Below are 21,385 nucleotides of genomic sequence, written 5' to 3' on the forward strand. Positions count from 1 at the left end.
GTTGCTTAGAGGAATTTTTATTGGAGTCCTTTCATTAGGTATTGCTGGGACAGCGTATTGGGGATATCAGGAACATCGTGAGAAGAATGCAATATTGCTAAATGCCGAAAATAATTATCAAAGAGCTTTTCATGACCTTGTCTACAATGTCGATTTATTACATGACAAAATCGGGACCACATTAGCAATGAACTCGAGACAGTCTCTGTCTCCAGCTCTTGCCGAAGTATGGCGGCTAACATCACAAGCACACAGTGAGGTAGGGCAACTGCCATTAACCCTTTTGCCTTTTAATAAAACAGAAGAATTTTTAGCACAAATCGGTGATTTTAGCTATCAAACTGCAATCAGAGATTTAGAAAAGGAGCCGTTAAATGAAAAAGAGTACGCAGCACTGCAAGGACTTTATAAACAATCATCTGACATTCAAGACGAGTTAAGAGAGGTCCAACATTTAGTCTTAAAAAACAATTTGCGTTGGATGGACGTTGAAATGGCTTTGGCAACAGGTAAAGAGAACGCAGATAATACGATAATTGATGGCTTTAAGACTGTCGAAAATACCGTGGATGGCTATGCTGAAACTGACTTTGGACCAGCTTTTATCAATATGCAGAAAAAAGATGAAAACTTTAAATATTTAAAAGGAAAAAAGATTTCAAAACAAGACGCGATAGAAACAGCGAAAAAATATGCAGGTTTGGGTAACGATGTTCAGGTGAAAGTTGAAAGCAGTGGGAAAGACTCGGATTATGGTTTTTTCAGTGTATCGGTAAAAGATAAGAAAAGCAGCCAAGAAGCTAACATGGATGTAACGAAAAAAGGTGGGTATCCGATTTGGTTTATTACTTCTCGTGAGGTAGGTACACAAAAAATTAGTTTGAATGATGCAACCAATAAAGCAATTGAGTTTTTAAAACAAAATGGGTTTGAAAACCTGGATTTGTTTGAAAGTGCTCAATATGATAATACCGGAGCGTTTACTTTTGTCAGTAAAGAAAATGATGTCCGCATATACCCAGATGCCATTCGGGTAAAAGTCGCCTTAGACGATGGTCAATTAATAGGATTCTCTGCAAATGATTACTTAAAATCTCATCGTTCGAGAGAAATTCCAGCACCAAAGCTTACGCTTGAAGAGGCTAGAGCTAAAACAAATCCTAATTTAAAAGTGATGGAGGACCGCTTGGCTGTCATCTTAAATGATTTGAATCAAGAAGTGTTATGCTATGAATTTCTTGGAACGTTGGGAGATGACACCTTCCGGATTTATATTAACTCTGAAAGTGGTCTTGAAGAAAAGGTTGATAAGCTGCAAAATGCTGAACCAATCTATGAAGATGTAGTATGAAGAAAAGCCCAGTGCTTTTCTTTTTTTTGTTAATTTGAATAAAATTATTCAAACTATTAACAATAGTAATAGGAACGATAAGGTGAAATGGGTGAGTATCTTGAAGACTGTTGAAAGAATCCTAATAAAAATCATAGTAATTCAGTTTGTTTCTATGCTTTTAAGTCAATTTGTGTTTCATAAATTTGAAATATTTCCCGAGCTCCATCAACTTGCTCGATATGAAGGTGTATCCGAGGATAATTTTTCAGAAATACTTGAAACCTTTAACGGTCGTTAAAGGTTTTTAAAAGCAGGAATACCTGCTTTTTTTGCATATTCATTCTAGAAAATATGAATTCTTTCTTAGTTTTAAAATGAATTGTGGTAAAATATATAGGTGTAAATTTAATATGTTACAGCTATGGAGGCATTATGACTAATAAGATTTCAATTGCAATTGATGGACCTGCAGCAGCAGGAAAAAGCACAGTTGCAAAAATAGTAGCAGAAAAGCTTTCTTATATTTATATTGATACAGGTGCAATGTATCGCGCTTTAACCTTAAAATCGATGCGAGAAAATGCAGACCTAGAAGACGAAACGGCTATAGTTGAGATATTAAGGGTTACTGAAATTAACCTCTTACCCGGTGAAGTTGGCCAACTTGTCCTGTTAGATAATCAGGATGTCACAACTGATATTCGGACAGCAGAGGTTACAAATTCTGTTTCGATTGTAGCTAAACATGCACTCGTTCGTATGGAAATGGTCGCTCGTCAGCAAAAATTCGCATCTGATGGCGGTGTGGTGATGGATGGAAGAGATATTGGTACTCACGTCCTTCCGCATGCAGAAGTGAAAATATTCTTATTAGCTAGTGTTGAAGAACGAGCATTACGTCGTTATCATGAAAATCTTTCGAAGGGTTTTCCTTCTGATTTGGAACAGTTAAAGCAAGAAATTCAATTGCGGGATAAGCTTGACTCTGAGCGTGAAGCCGCACCACTAAAAAAAGCAGAAGATGCTTTTGAACTTGATACGACATCGCTGTCAATTGATCAGGTAGTCGATAAGATTCTGGCATTATCCTATGAAAGGATCGGATAAACTTGACCTTTTATGCATTTGCTAGATCTTTGTGTCATATGGTAACTGCACCAATTTATCACTATAAAGTGATTGGCAAGGAAAACTTTCCAACAGACGGTGGTGTACTGCTTTGTGCTAATCATATTCATGCTTTAGACCCTATTGTTGTTGGTGTTCATGCACCGCGACCGGTACACTATATGGCTAAAGAAGAATTGTTTTCTGTGCCAATATTAGGGAAAATTATTAGCAATGTCTATGCATTTCCAGTTAAACGAGGATTAAGCGACCGAGAAGCGTTGAGGAAGGGGCTTTCAGTCCTAAAAGAAGGACATGTCTTAGGATTATTTCCGGAAGGAACTAGAAGTAAAACTGGGGAACTGGGCAAGGCTTTAGCTGGTGCTGGTTTTTTCGCTCTCAGAACTAATGCTGCCGTTGTCCCGTGTGCCATTATTGGACCTTATAAAGCTTTTAGACCGATTAAGGTTATATTCGGAGAACCGATTGATTTATCTGAAGCGAGGCAAAATAAAATTTCGGCAGAAGAAACATCTGATATAATTATGAACGAGATACAAAAGCTGATAAATACTTATAAATAGGCTTCTTTGCTTGACAAATAACCCTATTTATAAGAAGTTAGATAAAAGGGCTTTTTTTCAGACAATTTTAGCCTGTAATTATGGTGATGACTATCATCACATCCTATACTACTTTCAAGCAGTCATTGGATTAAGGAGGAGTACATATGGTAGAAGATATGAATCAAGTCGAAGTTTCAAATTTTGAAGTTGGAGACAAGGTAACAGGCCAAGTAACAAAAGTGGAAGAGAAACAGGTTATTGTTAATATCCAGAACAGCAAATTGGATGGAATCATCCCAATTAGTGAACTTTCCAGCCTCCATGTCGAAAAAGCGTCTGATGCTGTAGCAGAAGGCGATGAATTAGAATTAGTAGTAACAAAGGTTGAAGATGAAGCATTAATCTTATCAAAGCGTAAAGTCGATGCTGAAAAAGCATGGGATGAATTAGATGCAAAATTTAATAGCGGAGAAGTTTTCGAAGCTGAAATAAAAGATGTGGTAAAGGGCGGGTTAGTCGTTGATTTAGGTGTTCGCGGCTTCGTACCAGCATCACTGGTTGAATCATTTTTCGTAGAGGATTTTTCTGATTATAAGGGTAAATCTTTAACATTTAAAATCGTTGAACTTGATAAAGAAAAAAATCGCCTCATTCTTTCTCATCGTGCAGTCGTTGAGGAGCAAAAGGTAAAACAAAAGCAAAATGTAGTGGATTCACTTGAAGCTGGCCAAGTTCTTGAGGGTACAGTTCAAAGAATTACTGATTTTGGTGCATTTGTTGATATTGGCGGTGTAGATGGACTAGTACACATCTCACAATTATCACACCAGCATGTTGATAAACCATCTGATGTGGTGGAAGAAGGTCAAAAGGTTCAAGTTAAAGTGTTAAGCGTTGACCGTGACCACGATCGTATTTCTTTATCAATTAAAGACACCCTACCTGGACCATGGGCAAATATCGCTGAACGTGCGCCAAAAGGAAGCACTTTAACAGGCGTGGTTAAACGTCTTGTATCTTACGGCGCATTTGTTGAAGTTTTCCCTGGAGTTGAAGGTTTAGTTCATATTTCGCAAATTGCTCACAAGCATATTGGCACCCCACATGAAGTGTTAAAAGAGGGCCAGGAAGTGAATGTGAAAGTACTTGAAGTGAATGAACAAGACCAACGCCTTTCTTTAAGTATTAAAGAACTTCTTGAAAAAGAAGTCGAAGAAGTAATTGATTACGAATTACCTGAAGAATCAAAGGGCTTCCAGCTTGGTGAAATGATTGGAGATAAGTTAAAGAATCTTAAAAATTAATGGTGATAATACGTGACTAGATCTGAACGAAAATGGGATCATATCCGTTTGGCTGTTTCAACAGCCAAGGAAAGACAAAATAGTTTTGAGGATATTGCTTTTGTTCATCGAAGTCTCCCTGACACAAGTCTGGATCAAATTGATATATCCACAAAAATTGGTGAACTCTTGCTAAGTTCACCAATTTTTATAAATGCAATGACAGGTGGAGGAGGTAATCATACCTTCAAAATTAATCAGCATTTGGCGCTTGTGGCAAAAGAGATGAATTTGGCGATGGCAGTAGGTTCGCAAATGGCAGCAATCAAAGATAAACGCGAGGAGGAAAGCTTTCGAATTGTTCGTAAGCTAAATCCTAAAGGTATTATTTTTGGTAATATAGGCTGGGAGGCTACCGCTGATCAGGCAAAGCAAGCCGTCGATATCATCGAGGCTAATGCTTTGCAAATACATGTAAATGCTATTCAGGAATTAACGATGCCTGAAGGGGATCGCGATTTTAGCGGTGCTCTTTCAAGAATTGAATCAATCGTCCATCAGGTTAAGGTACCGGTAATTGTAAAGGAAGTTGGATTTGGCATGAGTCGCGAAACTGTCAAAGCATTGGCTTCAATTGGTGTTGCAGCCGTTGATGTTGGTGGTTTTGGTGGGACGAATTTTGCAAAAATCGAAAATGAGCGCCGTAATCAGAAGCCGCTTGAATTTTTTAACGATTGGGGAATTCCTACAAGTGCTTCGATTGCGGAAGCTAAAAGCTGTTATGAACAATTTTCGATAATCGGTTCAGGGGGTATACGGACAAGCCTCGATGCCGTTAAGGCAATAGCTTTAGGAGCGTCTGCAATTGGAGTCGCTGGCCGTTTTCTCAAGATATTATTAGAGCAGGGGATCGAGCCATTAATGACTGAGGTGAGCCAAATTCATCAGGAACTTGCAATTATTATGACCGCTTTAGGAGCAAAGACTATTGCGGAGCTGCAGTCAGTTCCTATTGTCATTTCTGGGAATACCCATCATTGGTTAACTGAGCGAGGGATTGATACAAAGCAATATAGCCAACGCTGTTAAAACTTTATCATAATAAAAAAGCTCGTCGCAAAAGCCGACGAGCTTTTTCTTATTCATTCTCTAAACTATGCTTAGAATCATTTAATTTTCTAGCTTCTTCTGGGCTAGACATTTTTGTCGACCCGGGATAATGAAGCGCTTGATCGCGATCTGGTTCCGATCTGTGACTTTTTCTCAGCTTTTTTTCTTGGCGATCCTTACCCATCTTAAACCACCTCCTCCTCTTAACATGAATCAATCTTAAATGTTTCATTCGTTTGTGAATGAAGTACATAAACATGACCAATAATGGAAATGTTAGGAGGGAGTGTCTATCGAAGGAATACTGTTTTATTGGGTCGCTTGGATATTTTGGATTATTGCAACATTTTTCATGAAACGGAGCGAGGCATATCGTCTTAACATATCTTTGTGTGGTTTAATTGCCATCATTCTCAATCCATATCACATAGAGATTTTTGAATTTCGGGTTAATGCATCACTCTTCATTTTTTATTTCTTTGCTATTATGCAAATCGTGAAATTATCAAAAGGACCGATTCTTTACACGTTTATCTGTTCCTATATCATCATGATGGCTTATGCAAGCTTTTTACTGTTTGAATTGTACGATCCAGTATGGGTGTTGTTTGATAGAAACTGGCTCTTGGGTGTGATTCTTTGCTATTTGTGTGTGTTACTACAGCAGTTAAAATGGAACCGAGCTTACATACTTATCGTCGGGATGGTTCAAGGTGATATGATTTTCTCGATGGTTTTACAAAGGATTGGTATTGACTATAATATCGGCTCAGGTGCATTCCAAGATGTATTTGCTACAAGCCTTGCCGCATTATTTATATGGAGTATTGCGGAAATGATTCTTGTGAATATGGATCAATATGTAAATACGCACATAAGGGGGAAACAAAAATCAACATGACTGAATACACCTTGCCAATTGCTTTTGGCGTTGTGATTGGCACCATATCTAGAATCTATATGCTTAGGACAGATTATCGACAATATCCCACCTATTTGCATGGAAAAATCATCCATGTTGCGTTAGGATTTATTGCTGCTGGGTTGGGTACTGTCGCGATTCCTTCAATCTTAGAGGAAGAGTTTACAGCCATTACTTTTTTAACAATTGCTGCTAGCCAGTTTCGAGAAGTTCGCAATATGGAGCGTAATACGCTAGCGGAGTTGGATCGTTATGAAATGGTGCCTCGGGGTGCAACTTACATTGAAGGGATTGCGATTGCTTTTGAGAGTCGGAATTATTTGGTGATTTTCACTTCTTTAGTTTCAACGATGGGTTATTTACTCGTAAACATTTGGGTTGGTTTACTTGCAGGTATCATTTCTATTTTTATATCTCGTTCGCTTATGTCTGGTGGGAAAATCAGAGATATAGTTGAAATAGAGTTTGTTCAACCAAGATTTGAAGGTGCAGGATTATATGTAGATAATATTTATATTATGAACATTGGTTTGCCGAAACGTCAGGAAGAGGTATTAAGGTATGGTATGGGCTTTATCCTTAAGCCCAAAAGCTTTGATGCCAGAGCGACACTAGCCAACCTCGGACAACGTCAAGCAATCCTTCATGATGTTTCAACAGCGTTGGGCGTTTATCGTGACTCGGGTACACCGGCCTTAGTCCCTTTGGCTAAAAGAGACTTAGATGATGGGAGAATTGGCGTTTTTGTGCTTCCGCAGGAAAAGGATATTGAAAAAGCGATAAAAATTATTGGTGCAGTCCCAACTCTCGAGAATGCGATTCGAATGCCTACAGAACGTAAAAAGGTGGAACCAGCAGGAGGATCGGATAAATGACAGTTGACAAATATATTTTAGCTGTAGTGACAACGAATATTAAGAAGATCCCGTTTGGAACAAATGTATTTCAATGCGAAACAAAAGAGGAAATGGAGTACATCGGGGCAAATCTTGAAGCGATTCTTGATGGTATTGCCCATGCGCTATCAGAGGAATTGATTATTATTGTTAAACATTGAGTGATAAACCAAGATTATCATTGCTTGGAAGTTTTTCCTTTGATACACTATTGTAGTTAGACCCTTCTCATGCAGAAGGGTTCTTTTCTTATGAATGTAAGAAGAGTGGTGCCATATAAGACTAAAATGTATAGTCTTGATAACCTAATGAATTTGATATTTTATAAATTTTTGTCATAATGTTTTTAGGCAAGGAAAAGAAAGGGTGGTTTTTTTGGTAAAACCAGTAGTAGCCATTGTTGGGCGCCCGAATGTTGGAAAATCAACGATTTTTAATCGTATTGTCGGTGAACGTATATCAATTGTTGAAGATATTCCTGGTGTGACACGTGATCGTATTTACAGCTCAGCTGAGTGGTTAACACACGACTTTAATCTTATTGATACGGGTGGAATTGATATTGGCGATGAGCCGTTCTTAGAGCAAATTCGCCAACAGGCCGAAATAGCAATTGATGAGGCTGATGTCATTATTTTTATCACAAACGGAAGAGAGGGAGTTACAGCAGCAGATGAAGAAGTTGCTAAAATACTCTATAAAACGAAAAAACCAGTTGTTCTCGCTGTAAACAAGGTGGACAACCCAGAAATGCGCGACCAAATCTATGATTTTTATGCATTGGGTTTTGGAGATCCTTTTCCTATTTCCGGATCCCACGGATTGGGGCTGGGGGATTTATTAGATGAAGCTGCTAAGCATTTTCCTAATACCAAGGACAAGGAATATGGTGATGATGTCATTAAATTTAGTTTAATTGGCCGTCCGAATGTAGGGAAGTCATCGTTAGTCAATGCGATGTTAGGGGAGGAACGGGTAATTGTTAGTGACATTGCTGGAACTACTCGGGATGCGATTGACTCTGATGTGACTGTAAATGGTCAAAGATACATTATCATTGACACTGCCGGTATGAGAAAAAAGGGTAAAGTGTATGAGACAACTGAAAAATACAGTGTCCTGAGAGCATTGCGGGCAATTGAACGTTCTGATGTGGTGCTAGTTGTAATTAACGCTGAAGAGGGTATCATCGATCATGATAAGAAAATTGCTGGGTACGCACATGAAGCCGGACGGGCTGTTGTCATTGTTGTAAATAAATGGGATGCAGTCGAAAAAGATGAAAAAACAATGAAGGATTTTGAGCAGAAGATTCGTGAGCATTTTCTGTTCTTAGATTATGCCCCTATTGTATTCCTTTCAGCCAAAACGAAAAAGCGGATTCATACACTAATTCCAATGATTGACATTGCTAGTGAAAATCATTCGAAACGAGTGCCAACAACAGTGTTAAATGATGTCATTATGGATGCTGTGGCGATGAATCCGACGCCGACTGATAAGGGAAGACGCCTTAAAATTTATTATATGACACAGGTTTCGGTCAAACCGCCGACATTTGTGGTTTTTGTTAATGAACCGGAATTGCTTCATTTTTCATATGAGCGCTTTCTAGAGAACCGCATCCGCGATGCATTTGGATTCGAAGGAACACCGATTAAAATCTTTCCTAGGGAAAGAAAATAGTAGGGGGGATATTGATGAACAGAAAGAAGGAAAAAGTTGCGGTGATCGGAGCTGGAAGCTGGGGAACAGCGCTGGCTATTGTGCTTAGTGATAACGGCCACGAAGTACGCCTTTGGGGCCATAATGAAGCTCAAATTGATGAAATAAATCATTCGCATACGAACAAGAAATATCTTCCAGACATCGAGCTTCCAACGACTATTAAGGGCTATTCATCCCTTTCTGATGCATTATCCGACCTTAACATCATCATATTAGCTGTACCAACCAAGGCGATCAGGGAAGTCATTAGAAAAATTGTAGATTGTAAGCCAGATCCTTTAACGATTGTTCATGTTAGTAAGGGAATTGAACCTGATACATTATTGAGAATTTCGGAAATTATTGAACAGGAAATGGATAAAGCTTTATTACAGGACGTTGTTGTACTCTCTGGTCCAAGTCATGCAGAGGAAGTGAGTCTGCGGCACCCAACAACTGTTGCTGTTACTTCCCGAAATATGGTAGCAGCAGAGGGTATCCAGGATTTGTTCATCAATTCTAATTTCCGTGTATATACTAACCCCGACGTCGTTGGTGTCGAAATCGGTGGTGCTTTGAAGAATATCATCGCATTAGCTGCTGGTATATCCGATGGCCTGGGCTTTGGAGATAATGCTAAAGCAGCATTAATGACTCGTGGTTTAGCAGAAATCGCTCGTCTCGGTACTAAAATGGGTGCGAACCCATTAACTTTTTCTGGATTAGCGGGAATTGGCGATTTAATTGTGACCTGTACTAGTGTTCATTCCCGGAATTGGCGAGCTGGAAATATGCTAGGCAAAGGTAAAAGTCTTGACGAAGTATTAGATAATATGGGAATGGTAGTAGAAGGGGTTCGTACCACTAAAGCAGCATATCAATTATCACAAAAATATGATGTAAGTATGCCGATTACCAATGTATTATATGATGTTCTCTTTAACGGCTTAAACCCTAAGGTGGGTGTTGAATCGTTAATGGGACGAATGAAAACTTACGAAATGGAAGATCTCGTAAATATTTTAGATGAAAGATCAACAGATTCAATAAATTAATGATTTTATAGGCATTTAGATGATACTTATTAGCCTTTTTTGCATACAATGCAACGAAGCAACTGGTAAATTGAACCGGTGTTTGGGTGTTTTAGTCAAATAAACTGAAGTAAAGATAATGCCCCATCTTTACTTCAGTATTTTTTTGACCTCATCCGTCATAAATCACTCATTTCCTGCGATTGGATGATGCCAAACAGCAGGAAAATGAGTGATTCTTATCAGAAAAAGTCGAAATGTTATTTTTTTATTAATTTCGTGTGATATAATACATTTCGAATAAAGGAGTGTGGAGAATGTCACCGGCTTTAGTAAAAATGTGGATTTCGTTAGCGGGAATGGGTTTAATGTTTTTGTCATTGGGGTTTATTTATCTTAGTCGCTTCAAGTTAAAGGGGTTTTTTAAAGCTATTACTGCCATTGTTGCCTATGGATTAATGATTTTATCCGGACTTATCATTCTTTTTGTTGTTTTAAGTGGACCAACTGAATAAAAAATACATAGTAGCAAGGGTTGAGAAAATGAAAAAAATCATACCATTTTTCCTGATCTTGCTGGTTAGTTTTGCGTTAACTGCCTGTATGTATCCTGAGGATGAACTAGCACAAAATAAGATTCCATATGAGGATCAAATCAAAGCAGTCCAATCAGCAGTCAACCAATTTCGTGAAGCAAATAACGGTATTCTACCAATCAAGACGAAAGAAGCAGATACCCCGATTTATCAGAAGTATCCGATTGATTTCAAGAAAATTTCTCCAAAATTTATGGCTGAACCGCCTGGTAATGCCTTTGAAAGTGGCGGGATTTTCCAATATGTCTTAATTGATGTGGAAACTAATCCGACTGTTAAACTATTAGATGTTCGGATGGCTGAAACCATCAGAGACATTAAAATTAGAATCCAAACGCAAGGTTATCCGCCATTTAAGGAAAAAATCACCAATAATGTTTTTACGTTGGACTATAAAAAATTGGGCTTTAAAGAAGAGCCATTTGTTGTGAGTCCCATTACACAAAAAAATCTTCCGCTGGTGATTGATGGAAACGCAGAAATATATGTAGATTATCGCAGTGATTTATATGAACTTTTACAAAAAAATGAGCACTCGTATAAACCAGGCGATGATATTCGTGAATTACTCACGAAAAATTCCTATTTTGTACCAGCGTATTCACTGCCGTATACGATTGATGAAAATTCAAAAGATCCAATCTTCTTGGAACCATAATAGAATAAGCAATTAACGACCAACCGATAAATTAGTCATAACCCTTTTACTACAAAATATATTGTAGGAGAAGGGTTTTTTATTTAGAAAACCTGTTGCTTTAAAATCAGCTACATGAAACGAAATGACTTCCCTTTGATAAGTTTAAGGCAAGGAGGTAAAAAACTAAATAAAATAGTCATAAGATGGTAGGACAACATCATAAATATATAGTGTCTTATAATACCTAACAAGCAATGAACAGGATATTCTTATCCCACTTACTCAAGAATCAGGAGGGGATCATTTGGAAAAGATAGATATTTTTAAAGATATTGCCGAACGGACTGGCGGCGACATTTACCTAGGCGTTGTAGGGGCTGTACGCACTGGGAAATCAACATTTATCAAAAAATTCATGGAACTCGTTGTGCTACCAAACATCAGAAGTGAAGCCGAACGTGCTCGTACACAAGACGAATTACCACAAAGTGCTGCCGGAAAAACGATCATGACAACTGAACCCAAATTTGTCCCAAATCAAGCCTCCTCCGTTCATGTAGACGAAGGTCTTGAAGTTAATATTCGATTGGTGGACTGTGTTGGCTATACAGTACCAGGCGCAAAGGGATATGAAGACGAAAATGGTCCGCGGATGATTACAACACCATGGTATGAAGAGCCTATCCCATTTCATGAAGCAGCGGAAATTGGGACGAGAAAGGTCATCCAAGAGCATTCTACTATCGGCGTAGTTATCACCACAGATGGAACCATTGGAGAAATCCCTCGCTCGAATTACATTGAAGCTGAGGAACGCGTGATTGATGAACTTAAGGAAGTTGGTAAGCCGTTTATCATGATTGTAAACAGTGCGCAGCCACATCATCCTAATACGGAGGCCCTACGCACTGAATTAGCTGAGAAATATGACATCCCAGTATTGGCAATGAGTGTGGAAAGCATGCGGGAATCTGATGTCATGAATGTACTACGTGAGGCATTATATGAGTTTCCAGTGCTAGAGGTGAATGTAAATCTTCCAAGCTGGGTAATGGTGCTTAAGGAGAGTCACTGGCTTCGTGAAAGCTATCAGGAGGCAGTAAAAGAAACAGTTAAAGATATTAAAAGATTAAGAGATGTGGACCGGGTTGTTCACCAGTTTAGCGACTTTGAATTTATTGATCAAGCCGGGCTTGCAGGTATCGAAATGGGGCAAGGCGTTGCCGAAATTGACTTGTATGCACCGGATGACTTATATGATGAAGTATTGAAGGAGATTGTCGGTGTGGAAATTCGAGGTAAAGATCATTTGCTTGAATTAATGCAGGACTTTGCCCATGCAAAAACCGAATATGACCAGGTTTCCGAGGCGCTAAAAATGGTGAAACAAACTGGCTACGGCATCGCTGCACCTTCACTCGCCGATATGAGCCTGGATGAACCTGAAATCATCCGCCAAGGCTCACGCTTTGGTGTGAGACTAAAGGCTGTTGCACCATCCATTCATATGATTAAAGTTGATGTGGAATCGGAATTTGCACCGATTATCGGAACTGAGAAGCAAAGTGAGGAATTAGTTCGCTATTTAATGCAGGATTTTGAAGATGATCCACTTTCAATTTGGAATTCAGATATTTTCGGTAGAAGCTTAAGCTCCATCGTCCGCGAGGGAATTCAAGCAAAACTTTCGCTCATGCCGGAGAATGCAAGATATAAATTAAAAGAAACGCTAGAACGGATCATCAATGAAGGTTCAGGCGGGCTGATTGCGATCATTTTATAAAAACCGATAAATTTTACTGGCTGACATCTCTATGTCAGCCTTTCTTATATTACAAAAACATCCAAATTTACATTGTAAATAGGGAAAAGGTGAAAAAGTTATTACAAATATGTTTCAGAAGATGAAAAGATTCCCATTATTTCGCGGAATCATCTTGATTAGCGGTTTTGATTGTGATAATCTTTTAACAGAATTAGCGTTATGATAGCTAAAAACCTTATCAATAAAGGGTTTTAAGCGGCTCAAAATACTTTTTTATCTAATTTTCTTAATATAGGGAATGAAGATAAATAAATATTCATCATGACGTATAAAATTCTGCAATATTGTTTAGAAATGTAGGTAGAAACCTATTTTTACTGAAACGAACACTTTCGGGAGGAGGTGAAAAGCATGAACAAAACAGAACTAATCAGCGCAGTAGCTGAGGCTAGTGAACTTTCTAAGAAGGACGCAACAAAAGCAGTTGATGCTGTATTTGATACCATTCTTGAAGCCCTTAAAAACGGTGATAAAGTACAATTAATCGGTTTTGGAAACTTTGAAGTTCGTGAACGTGCTGCTCGTAAAGGTCGTAACCCACAAACTGGGGATGAAATCGAAATCGCTGCTAGCAAAGTTCCTGCTTTCAAACCAGGCAAAGCGCTTAAAGATGCAGTTAAATAATTACATAAACTTGCCTTGAGCGAATGCTTAAGCTCAAAGACCGCTGGAAATCCCGCGGTCTTTTTCAATGAATACAAATTTTTGTCCTAAACTCGAAACTTGTCGCCTTTGCTTGTGTTAAAATGGATATGCTAATATGTAACTAATTAAATGGTAATATTTTTAATCATAATATTTACTAATACACAGGGGGTGACAATGATTGGAAAAAAGAAGTTCGCTTAATAGTGAATATATCGTTATTAAAGCAAATGAAGATGGTGTAAATGTCATTGGTTTAACGCGGGGTACTGATACAAGATTCCATCACTCAGAAAAACTTGATCGTGGGGAAGTGCTAATTGCCCAATTTACAGAACACACTTCTGCAATCAAAATAAGAGGTAATGCTAAGATTATGACAAGTTATGGTGAAATTGAAAGCGAGACAAAAAAATAAGTGATGGCTTTTGGGAGAAGGTTTTATTAAATAATATGTATGCCCAATAGTATTGCTTTTATGTTATAATTGTGACTGCTTTTATTTTATATAAATATTACTTTCATCTATACTTTTTTATTGATTATATAAGACTGTATCTCCTATGTTAGGAGTTTAATTTATATACTTTTGGGGAAACAAGGGTGATTATTTTGCATGATATTCAAACAAGATTAGCTGAGATGAAAGAGCTTATTGGTCAAAAAGCTTTCCATCCTTTTTTAATAAAAAATATTCAAGCACCAATGATTGATGAGGATAAAATTTTATTACTCATGTCTTTTTTTGATCAGCTAAAAATACCGGATAATGAAAAACAAACATACATAACGGCAACCTTGTTGATACAGTTAGCCCTTGATACCCATGACCATGTTCATATCGATTCTATTGAGGATGATTTAAAAAGTCAGCAGCTAACCGTTTTGGGCGGTGATTATTTTAGTGGTTTATATTATAAGCATCTGGCAAGCGTTGGCAATATTACATTAATTCGTGAACTCTCGAATGGAATTAAAGAAATCAACGAGCAAAAAATTCTTCTTCATGAATACAATCCTCTAAGTAATCCGGAACAAATTATAGAACATATAGCGAAAATTGAAGGGGCTCTTTATGTTAGAATTACTGATTTTTTCGGGCTCTCAGCGTGGGATGCATTTACTAAATCGTTTTTACTTGTAAAGAGATTATTGCTCGAACGTGAACAATTTATGACCTCAGGAACATCGATTTGTTCAGAAGCAGTGAAGAAAGCCATGATTCAACATTATCAACGAGGAACGGTGATATCTGTAAAACAGCATGGAAGTATTGTGCGATTCTTTGACAGGGCTATTAGCCATCATATTGAAATAATGGATGTAGCTTCAAAGGAGCTGCCAACTGTGAATCAATTACTTGAAATGCGGATACAATCGTTGAAGGACGAGCATCATGACATGGTAAAAACTTTTGTGGAAGAAGGGTAAGAAATGCAGCAATCAAAAGAAGAGCGTGTCCATAAAGTATTTGAAAAGATTTATGGTAACTATGACAAAATGAATTCAGTGATTAGCTTCCAACAGCATAAAAGATGGCGTAAAGATACAATGAAACGGATGAATGTCCAAAAAGGGAAAGCGGCACTTGATGTTTGTTGTGGTACAGCTGATTGGACTATTGCGATGGCTGATGCTGTTGGTACTTCTGGTGAAGTGTTCGGTCTTGATTTTAGTAAAAACATGTTGAAAATCGGACAGGAAAAAGTGGAACACTTGCACAAGGATAATGTGACCCTAATTCATGGTAATGCGATGGAACTACCGTTTGAAGATAATCGCTTTGATTATGTAACAATTGGTTTTGGACTTAGAAACGTTCCAGATTATTTGCAGGTTTTAAAAGAAATGCGGCGTGTATTAAAGCCAGGTGGAATTGCAGTTTGCCTAGAAACCTCACAACCGACTATGTTTGGATTTAAGCAGTTATATTATTTTTATTTCCGCTTTATTATGCCATTGTTTGGAAGGATTTTTGCGAAAAGTTATCAGGAATATTCATGGCTACAGGAATCGGCCCGTGATTTTCCAGGTATGGTTGAGTTAAAAAATATGTTTGAGCAAGCCGGTTTTAAGAGCGTACGCTTCAAACCATACAGCGGTGGTGTCGCAGCTGTTCATATTGGTGAAAAATAAGTATTTTAAGTTTTTAACTGTGTTACCTGAAAGTAGCTAATCACAAAATAGATAGATTCAAAGCTGGTGAATACAAGATGATGAAATATAAATTAATGTATTCATTTTTGAATTCGGATTTGAATGTTATTGAAAAAGAGCTTGAAGAGACTATTAATGCAGAAGCTCCTTTATTGCGCCAAGCATCCCTACATTTATTAAAGGCGGGAGGAAAACGAATCAGACCTGTATTCGTTTTACTTGCCGGGAGGTTTGGTGACTATGACATTAACGTTATCAAAAATGTTGCAGTGACTTTAGAACTAATCCATACAGCAAGTTTAGTCCATGATGATGTCATCGATGATGCAGAATTGCGTCGCGGAAAGCAAACGATTAAGGCCAAGTGGGATAATCGTATTGCGATGTATACTGGTGACTATATATTTGCAAGGTCCTTAGAGTTAATGACAGATATAGATAATCCAGTTGCTCACAAAATATTGTCAAACACCATGGTAGAGCTATGCCTTGGAGAAATTGAACAAATTAAGGACAAATACCGCTACGGTCAAAATTTGCGGGATTACTTGCGCAGAATAAAACGAAAAACGGCCTTGCTCATTGCGGCAAGTTGCCAACTTGGTGCCGTTGCAGCAAATGTTAGTGAGGATATTCATAAAAAATTATTTCAATTTGGTTATTTTGTTGGGATGTCCTTTCAAATTATTGATGATGTGCTTGATTTTACCTCAACCGAAGTAGAACTTGGTAAGCCGGCAGGTGGAGACCTTCATCAAGGAAATATCACTCTTCCAGTCCTTTATGCGATGGAAAATTGGGAGACCAAACAGGAAATTATCAAAGTTAACGAAAACACTGAGCGGAAGGATATCGATCGGATTATTAATTTGGTAAAAGACTCAGATGCGATTTCTCGTTCACTCATGCTTAGTGACCGCTATCTGGACAAAGCCCTCCAAATTTTAGAGGAACTCCCTAAGAACAAGGCGAAAAAGGTTTTGCGTGAAATTGCTCTTAATATTGGAAAGCGAAAATTCTAACATTGCGAATTTTTCTAAAAAATGTTACTATTTTCATGGATTGTTAAGCAATTACAGTCCACTATACATAAGTGTCTAGGAGTGAATTTTATGGAAAAGACTTTTTTAATGGTTAAACCCGATGGGGTTCAACGTAATTTAATTGGTGAAATTGTTTCACGTTTTGAAAAAAAAGGATTTCAATTAGCTGGGGCAAAGCTTATGAGCATTCCAGTCGAACTTGCTGAACAGCACTATGGTGAGCATAAAGAGCGTCCGTTCTTTGGAGAGTTAGTTGATTTCATTACCTCTGGTCCAGTATTTGCAATGGTTTGGCAGGGTGAAAATGTTATCACAACAGCTCGTCAAATGATGGGTGCAACAAATCCGAAAGATGCTCTTCCAGGAACAATTCGTGGAGATTTCGGTGTAACCGTTGGAAAAAATATTATTCATGGTTCTGACTCACCTGAAAGTGCAGTCCGTGAAATCGGCTTGTTCTTTAATGAGACTGAGTTAGTAGAGTACGGTAAACTAATGAACGATTGGATTTATTAATCCGTATCTTAGCACTTGTAGTCAATACAAGTGCTTTTTTTGTATACGTTTTCAGCTAATCTTGAGATAACTTGTTAGTTTTTTTACAGGATGAATGAGTTCGTGCTACAATAAATACTATTCTAAAATCAAATTTCTTAATTTTTAAACTTTTACTATTTTTATTTTTTATGTCGTATGTTATATTGAGACATAATCCTTTAATGAGTTGAAGGAGGAAAGTATAATGAGATACTTAACAGCCGGGGAATCACATGGTCCCCAATTGACCACTATTATTGAAGGTGTTCCAGCAGGAATGCCACTTGTTGCAGAGGATATTAATACAGAATTGCAACGCAGACAAAAAGGTCACGGACGTGGCCGCAGAATGCAAATTGAAAAGGATACTGTCGAAATCATGTCAGGAGTTCGACATGGTGCAACACTTGGTTCACCGATTGCTCTAGTGGTGGAAAATAATGATTGGAAGCACTGGACAAAAATTATGGGACAGGCACCATTAACATCTGAAGATGAAAATGAAGTGAAAAGACAAATTTCAAGACCTCGACCTGGACATGCTGATTTAAATGGTGCATTAAAATATGGTCATCGGGATATGCGAAATGTGTTAGAAAGATCTTCAGCACGTGAAACAACAGTTCGTGTAGCCGCAGGTGCTGTTGCAAAGAAATTGCTTGCATTACTTGGAATTGAAATGGCTTCGCATGTCATTGAAATTGGCGGAGTAAAAGCAACAACTATTAGCTATCAATCAATCGCTGAGCTACAGGAGAAAACTGAACTTTCACCTGTACGTTGCGTAGATCCTGTTGCGGAAAAAGCAATGATGCAAGCAATTGATGATGCCAAGCAAAACGGAGATTCCATTGGTGGAATTGTTGAAGTCATTGTTGAGGGGATGCCTTCAGGTGTTGGCAGCTACGTTCACTATGACCGAAAATTGGATGCCAAGCTTGCTTCAGCGATTGTAAGTATCAATGCCTTTAAAGGCGTTGAATTTGGAATCGGTTTTGAAGCAGCGAGAAAGCCGGGCAGTGAAGTTCATGATGAAATTATTTGGAATCAAGAAGAAGGTTATACTCGAAAAACGAATCGTTTAGGTGGATTCGAAGGTGGAATGACGACAGGACAACCGATTATTGTTCGCGGCGTAATGAAACCTATTCCGACACTTTATAAGCCATTACAAAGCGTTGATATTGAAACAAAAGAACCATTTTCTGCTAGTATTGAACGATCTGACAGCTGTGCAGTACCTGCAGCGGCAGTAGTTGCTGAAAGTGCAGTTGCATGGGAATTAGCTTCAGCAATTGTTGAACAATTTTATGCAGACCGTTTTGATAAATTAGCTGATCAAGTACGTGAGTATCGTGAGTATGCGAGGGAATTTTAATGAACACTGTGACGATTCAAACTAGCTCGAAACAATATCCTGTTTACATTGGTTCGGGTGTAATCTCTGGCCTTAAAACATTTATAGAAGAAAGCTATCCTAAGCTTTCTTCTATATTAATCATATCGGACCAAACAGTTGGGGAACTTTATTTAGCTATACTTGAAGCTCAATTATCCAATTTTGATACTGCCTCATTCCTCGTTCCAAGTGGTGAAGGAGCTAAGTCATTTAATCACTTCTATGATTGCTTAACTTTTGCTCTCGAGCAAAAGTTGGATCGTAAATCATTAATTATTTCCTTTGGCGGAGGAGTTGTAGGAGATTTGTCTGGGTTTGTCGCAGCTAGTTATATGCGTGGCATTCCATTTATTCAAGTACCTACTACGATTTTGGCACACGATAGCGCAGTTGGTGGCAAAGTTGCTATTAATCACCCGCTAGGAAAAAATATGATAGGCGCATTCCATCAGCCTGATGCAGTATTTTATGATATGGACTTCTTAGGAAGCTTGCCTAAGCGTGAAATCCGTTCCGGATTTGCTGAAGTGATAAAACATGCATTAATTCAAGACCCTCATTTTTATGATTGGCTACAATCAAATGTAAATGAGCTAAAAACGATTAACGATGAGATACTTCAGCATTCCTTAGTTCGTGGCATTGAGATAAAGGGTCATATTGTTGCACAAGATGAAAAGGAAACAGGTGTAAGGGCGTTTTTGAACTTTGGACATACACTAGGCCACGCCATTGAAGCTGAATGTGGTTATGGAGAAATGAGTCACGGTGAAGCTGTTATTATTGGGATGGTTTATGCCTTAGTACTTAGCAAGCAAATAACAGGGCTGGAATTTGACGTGAATGAATTCAAACTTTGGCTGAAAAAATTAGGATATCAAGTAACCCTTCCTGATGGTTTGATTGCGGAGAAGCTACTTGGCAGAATGAAACAGGATAAGAAATCAGTTGGACAGAAAGTTAAGTTTGTTTTATTAGAACAAATAGGGGAACCATGCTTATACGAAATTTCAGATGAACAATTATTAGCTTGTTTATCTGAGTTTTAGAAATAAAGGGGGAAATTTCAATGATCCGCGGGGTGAGAGGGGCTATCACTGTTAAAGAAGATAATGAAGCGGAGATTATCTCAGCAACAGAAAAATTAATTAGACAGATGATTGAAGAAAACCAAATGAAAGCTGATCAGGTTGCTTCAATTATCTTTACAGTGACGGAGGACCTAAAATCGACATTTCCGGCTAAAGCGGTTCGCGGAATCGAAGGCTGGAGATACGTGCCAGTTATGTGTATGCAAGAAATACCTGTGCCAGTTTCATTAAAAAAATGCATTCGTGTAATGATGCATGTAAATACGAACACTGTTCAGGAAGATATCATGCACGTTTATTTAGAAGGGGCAGAAATATTACGCCCAGATTTGAACATAACCAAACAGGCTTAATACATGATTTTCAAAAATAAATGGGGTGAAAGTAATGCAATGGAAAGAACAAATCCTGGACCTACCTCCATATCAACCAGGAAAGTCGACCGATGCTGTAAAGCGCGAATATGGATTAGAAAAAATTATAAAACTAGCATCTAACGAAAATCCCTACGGTTGCTCAAAAAAAGTAACAGAAACTCTGCAAAATGCAGTGAAGGCATTGGAGATTTATCCAGATGGCCATGCAACTTATTTGCGAGAAGCTATGACAAAGCATTTGAACGTAAAGCCTGAGCAATTAATTTTTGGAAATGGCTCTGATAATATAATCCAAATTATCTCCCGTTCGCTGTTAACTCCAGGTACAAACACAGTTATGGCTACACCTTCATTCTCACAATATAAGCATAATGCAGTTATTGAAGGTGCTGAATTCCGTGAAATACCTTTAATCAATGGGGAACACGATTTAGATGGTATGTTAAAAGCAATTGATGCTAATACCAAGGTAGTTTGGGTTTGTACACCTAATAACCCATCTGGCGTTTACATTCCCTCAGATCGTTTAGTGAGCTTCATTGAGCGGGTTCCAGAAAATGTATTAGTCGTATTAGACGAAGCTTATTTCGAATATGTGACCGCGGATGATTCCATTAACTCCATTTCACTCTTGGATAAATTTAAGAATTTGATTGTGCTACGAACTTTTTCGAAAATTTATGGTTTGGCATCGCTTCGAGTCGGCTATGGAGTGGCAAATCCCGAGGTAATTTCTGCACTTGAACCCGTTCGTGAACCGTTCAACGTTAATACACTGGCTCAAATTGCTGCAGTTGCTGCTATCGAAGACCAAGAATTTATTCAAGCGTGTAAACTGAAAAATCAAGCAGGCCTTGCGCAGTTTTATCAATTCTGCCAAGAACAAAGTTTAGAATATTTTCCTTCACAAGGAAACTTTATATTAATTGACTTCAAAATAGATGGAAATGAAGTATTCCAGTATTTATTAGAGAGAGGCTTTATTGTCCGTTCTGGAGTGGCACTAGGTTTCCCAACAGCTGTCCGGGTAACCGTTGGTTCAAAAGAACAAAATGATGGTGTGATTGCGGAAATGAAACAGCTTTTGGAAGCAAAGCGTCCACAAGTAAGATAGATA

Annotated in this window: 25 protein-coding genes; 24 read left to right on the forward strand and 1 reads right to left on the reverse strand. The window is 38.2% G+C overall.

What is annotated here, in order from left to right; all coding sequences use genetic code 11:
- Window position 1 precedes the first annotated feature (1 nt).
- The 6 genes from ypeB to fni all read left to right on the forward strand — a co-directional run bounded on the left by ypeB (window position 2) and on the right by fni (window position 5,378).
- Window positions 2-1,351, forward strand: coding sequence for a germination protein YpeB (gene ypeB / locus HHO41_RS08330; RefSeq protein WP_169097395.1), 1,350 nt, complete (start codon window positions 2-4; stop codon window positions 1,349-1,351).
- A 91-nt stretch (window positions 1,352-1,442) separates the two neighbouring features.
- A complete protein-coding gene (locus HHO41_RS08335) occupies window positions 1,443-1,631 on the forward strand; it encodes a YpfB family protein (RefSeq protein WP_348981242.1) in 189 nt (62 codons plus the stop codon).
- A gap of 134 nt (window positions 1,632-1,765) precedes the next feature.
- On the forward strand, window positions 1,766-2,440 hold the full coding sequence (cmk, locus tag HHO41_RS08340) for a (d)CMP kinase (RefSeq protein WP_169097397.1): 675 nt from the start codon (window positions 1,766-1,768) through the stop codon (window positions 2,438-2,440).
- A 2-nt stretch (window positions 2,441-2,442) separates the two neighbouring features.
- Complete coding sequence (locus HHO41_RS08345) at window positions 2,443-3,024, forward strand: lysophospholipid acyltransferase family protein (RefSeq protein WP_169097398.1); 582 nt, start codon at window positions 2,443-2,445, stop codon at window positions 3,022-3,024.
- Window positions 3,025-3,170: 146 nt separating this feature from the next.
- Window positions 3,171-4,310 carry a 30S ribosomal protein S1 gene (rpsA, locus tag HHO41_RS08350; RefSeq protein ID WP_169097399.1) on the forward strand — a complete coding sequence of 380 codons (1,140 nt, stop codon included), beginning with the start codon at window positions 3,171-3,173 and terminating at the stop codon, window positions 4,308-4,310.
- A gap of 12 nt (window positions 4,311-4,322) precedes the next feature.
- Complete coding sequence (gene fni / locus HHO41_RS08355) at window positions 4,323-5,378, forward strand: type 2 isopentenyl-diphosphate Delta-isomerase (RefSeq protein ID WP_169097400.1); 1,056 nt, start codon at window positions 4,323-4,325, stop codon at window positions 5,376-5,378.
- 49 nt (window positions 5,379-5,427) lie between these two features.
- On the opposite strand, the gene HHO41_RS08360 is transcribed toward fni, so the two are convergent.
- Window positions 5,428-5,583 carry a YpzI family protein gene (locus HHO41_RS08360; RefSeq protein WP_169097401.1) on the reverse strand — a complete coding sequence of 52 codons (156 nt, stop codon included), beginning with the start codon at window positions 5,581-5,583 and terminating at the stop codon, window positions 5,428-5,430.
- A gap of 102 nt (window positions 5,584-5,685) precedes the next feature.
- On the opposite strand from HHO41_RS08360, the gene HHO41_RS08365 reads away from it, so the two are divergent.
- The 18 genes from HHO41_RS08365 to hisC all read left to right on the forward strand — a co-directional run bounded on the left by HHO41_RS08365 (window position 5,686) and on the right by hisC (window position 21,382).
- Window positions 5,686-6,300 carry a YphA family membrane protein gene (locus HHO41_RS08365; protein ID WP_169097402.1) on the forward strand — a complete coding sequence of 205 codons (615 nt, stop codon included), beginning with the start codon at window positions 5,686-5,688 and terminating at the stop codon, window positions 6,298-6,300.
- Complete coding sequence (locus tag HHO41_RS08370; protein WP_169097403.1) at window positions 6,297-7,196, forward strand: YIEGIA family protein; 900 nt, start codon at window positions 6,297-6,299, stop codon at window positions 7,194-7,196. Before HHO41_RS08365 ends, HHO41_RS08370 begins: the two co-directional genes overlap by 4 nt.
- Complete coding sequence (locus HHO41_RS08375) at window positions 7,193-7,378, forward strand: capping complex subunit for YIEGIA (protein WP_169097404.1); 186 nt, start codon at window positions 7,193-7,195, stop codon at window positions 7,376-7,378. The genes HHO41_RS08370 and HHO41_RS08375 overlap by 4 nt, the downstream gene beginning before the upstream one ends.
- Window positions 7,379-7,592: 214 nt before the next feature.
- Entirely contained in the window at window positions 7,593-8,903 is a 1,311-nt protein-coding gene (der, locus tag HHO41_RS08380) for a ribosome biogenesis GTPase Der (RefSeq protein WP_169097405.1), read from the forward strand.
- A 14-nt stretch (window positions 8,904-8,917) separates the two neighbouring features.
- Entirely contained in the window at window positions 8,918-9,979 is a 1,062-nt protein-coding gene (locus HHO41_RS08385) for an NAD(P)H-dependent glycerol-3-phosphate dehydrogenase (RefSeq protein ID WP_169097406.1), read from the forward strand.
- 296 nt (window positions 9,980-10,275) lie between these two features.
- Window positions 10,276-10,473 (forward strand): DUF2768 domain-containing protein, encoded by a 198-nt coding sequence (locus HHO41_RS08390; RefSeq protein ID WP_169097407.1) that lies wholly within the window; start codon window positions 10,276-10,278, stop codon window positions 10,471-10,473.
- 28 nt (window positions 10,474-10,501) lie between these two features.
- A complete protein-coding gene (locus HHO41_RS08395) occupies window positions 10,502-11,212 on the forward strand; it encodes a hypothetical protein (RefSeq protein ID WP_169097409.1) in 711 nt (236 codons plus the stop codon).
- 286 nt (window positions 11,213-11,498) lie between these two features.
- Window positions 11,499-12,977, forward strand: coding sequence for a stage IV sporulation protein A (gene spoIVA, locus HHO41_RS08400; protein ID WP_169097411.1), 1,479 nt, complete (start codon window positions 11,499-11,501; stop codon window positions 12,975-12,977).
- A gap of 393 nt (window positions 12,978-13,370) precedes the next feature.
- Complete coding sequence (locus HHO41_RS08405; RefSeq protein WP_147533792.1) at window positions 13,371-13,643, forward strand: HU family DNA-binding protein; 273 nt, start codon at window positions 13,371-13,373, stop codon at window positions 13,641-13,643.
- Between the two features lie 202 nt (window positions 13,644-13,845).
- The gene (gene mtrB, locus HHO41_RS08410; protein ID WP_169097413.1) at window positions 13,846-14,082 is read left to right on the forward strand and encodes a trp RNA-binding attenuation protein MtrB; all 237 of its coding nucleotides are present in this window, start codon (window positions 13,846-13,848) and stop codon (window positions 14,080-14,082) included.
- 185 nt (window positions 14,083-14,267) lie between these two features.
- Complete coding sequence (locus HHO41_RS08415; protein ID WP_169097415.1) at window positions 14,268-15,095, forward strand: heptaprenyl diphosphate synthase component 1; 828 nt, start codon at window positions 14,268-14,270, stop codon at window positions 15,093-15,095.
- A gap of 3 nt (window positions 15,096-15,098) precedes the next feature.
- Window positions 15,099-15,800 (forward strand): demethylmenaquinone methyltransferase, encoded by a 702-nt coding sequence (locus HHO41_RS08420; RefSeq protein WP_169097417.1) that lies wholly within the window; start codon window positions 15,099-15,101, stop codon window positions 15,798-15,800.
- Between the two features lie 80 nt (window positions 15,801-15,880).
- Entirely contained in the window at window positions 15,881-16,843 is a 963-nt protein-coding gene (gene hepT / locus HHO41_RS08425) for a heptaprenyl diphosphate synthase component II (RefSeq protein WP_169097525.1), read from the forward strand.
- A gap of 90 nt (window positions 16,844-16,933) precedes the next feature.
- A complete protein-coding gene (gene ndk / locus HHO41_RS08430; protein ID WP_169097419.1) occupies window positions 16,934-17,380 on the forward strand; it encodes a nucleoside-diphosphate kinase in 447 nt (148 codons plus the stop codon).
- A gap of 226 nt (window positions 17,381-17,606) precedes the next feature.
- Window positions 17,607-18,779 carry a chorismate synthase gene (aroC, locus tag HHO41_RS08435; protein ID WP_169097421.1) on the forward strand — a complete coding sequence of 391 codons (1,173 nt, stop codon included), beginning with the start codon at window positions 17,607-17,609 and terminating at the stop codon, window positions 18,777-18,779.
- On the forward strand, window positions 18,779-19,849 hold the full coding sequence (gene aroB / locus HHO41_RS08440; RefSeq protein ID WP_169097423.1) for a 3-dehydroquinate synthase: 1,071 nt from the start codon (window positions 18,779-18,781) through the stop codon (window positions 19,847-19,849). Before aroC ends, aroB begins: the two co-directional genes overlap by 1 nt.
- A 20-nt stretch (window positions 19,850-19,869) precedes the next feature.
- Window positions 19,870-20,244, forward strand: coding sequence for a chorismate mutase (aroH, locus tag HHO41_RS08445; protein ID WP_169097425.1), 375 nt, complete (start codon window positions 19,870-19,872; stop codon window positions 20,242-20,244).
- Between the two features lie 34 nt (window positions 20,245-20,278).
- A complete protein-coding gene (gene hisC / locus HHO41_RS08450; protein ID WP_169097427.1) occupies window positions 20,279-21,382 on the forward strand; it encodes a histidinol-phosphate transaminase in 1,104 nt (367 codons plus the stop codon).
- The last annotated feature ends 3 nt before the right edge of the window (window positions 21,383-21,385 follow it).

Source organism: Bacillus sp. DNRA2, from assembly GCF_012843265.1.
In the GTDB taxonomy this organism is placed as follows: domain Bacteria; phylum Bacillota; class Bacilli; order Bacillales; family Cytobacillaceae; genus Bacillus_BU.

Excerpts from the sequence above, each read along its gene's own strand:
- ndk (WP_169097419.1), top strand. The coding sequence starts at position 16,934 with ATGGAAAAGACTTTTTTAATGGTTAAACCCGATGGGGTTCAACGTAAT.
- hisC (WP_169097427.1), top strand. The coding sequence starts at position 20,279 with ATGCAATGGAAAGAACAAATCCTGGACCTACCTCCATATCAACCAGGA.
- aroB (WP_169097423.1), top strand. The coding sequence starts at position 18,779 with ATGAACACTGTGACGATTCAAACTAGCTCGAAACAATATCCTGTTTAC.
- HHO41_RS08370 (WP_169097403.1), top strand. The coding sequence starts at position 6,297 with ATGACTGAATACACCTTGCCAATTGCTTTTGGCGTTGTGATTGGCACC.
- HHO41_RS08390 (WP_169097407.1), top strand. The coding sequence starts at position 10,276 with ATGTCACCGGCTTTAGTAAAAATGTGGATTTCGTTAGCGGGAATGGGT.
- HHO41_RS08360 (WP_169097401.1), bottom strand. The coding sequence starts at position 5,583 with ATGGGTAAGGATCGCCAAGAAAAAAAGCTGAGAAAAAGTCACAGATCG.
- rpsA (WP_169097399.1), top strand. The coding sequence starts at position 3,171 with ATGGTAGAAGATATGAATCAAGTCGAAGTTTCAAATTTTGAAGTTGGA.
- HHO41_RS08375 (WP_169097404.1), top strand. The coding sequence starts at position 7,193 with ATGACAGTTGACAAATATATTTTAGCTGTAGTGACAACGAATATTAAG.
- HHO41_RS08395 (WP_169097409.1), top strand. The coding sequence starts at position 10,502 with ATGAAAAAAATCATACCATTTTTCCTGATCTTGCTGGTTAGTTTTGCG.
- HHO41_RS08420 (WP_169097417.1), top strand. The coding sequence starts at position 15,099 with ATGCAGCAATCAAAAGAAGAGCGTGTCCATAAAGTATTTGAAAAGATT.
- aroH (WP_169097425.1), top strand. The coding sequence starts at position 19,870 with ATGATCCGCGGGGTGAGAGGGGCTATCACTGTTAAAGAAGATAATGAA.
- hepT (WP_169097525.1), top strand. The coding sequence starts at position 15,881 with ATGAAATATAAATTAATGTATTCATTTTTGAATTCGGATTTGAATGTT.
- HHO41_RS08385 (WP_169097406.1), top strand. The coding sequence starts at position 8,918 with ATGAACAGAAAGAAGGAAAAAGTTGCGGTGATCGGAGCTGGAAGCTGG.
- aroC (WP_169097421.1), top strand. The coding sequence starts at position 17,607 with ATGAGATACTTAACAGCCGGGGAATCACATGGTCCCCAATTGACCACT.
- HHO41_RS08405 (WP_147533792.1), top strand. The coding sequence starts at position 13,371 with ATGAACAAAACAGAACTAATCAGCGCAGTAGCTGAGGCTAGTGAACTT.
- cmk (WP_169097397.1), top strand. The coding sequence starts at position 1,766 with ATGACTAATAAGATTTCAATTGCAATTGATGGACCTGCAGCAGCAGGA.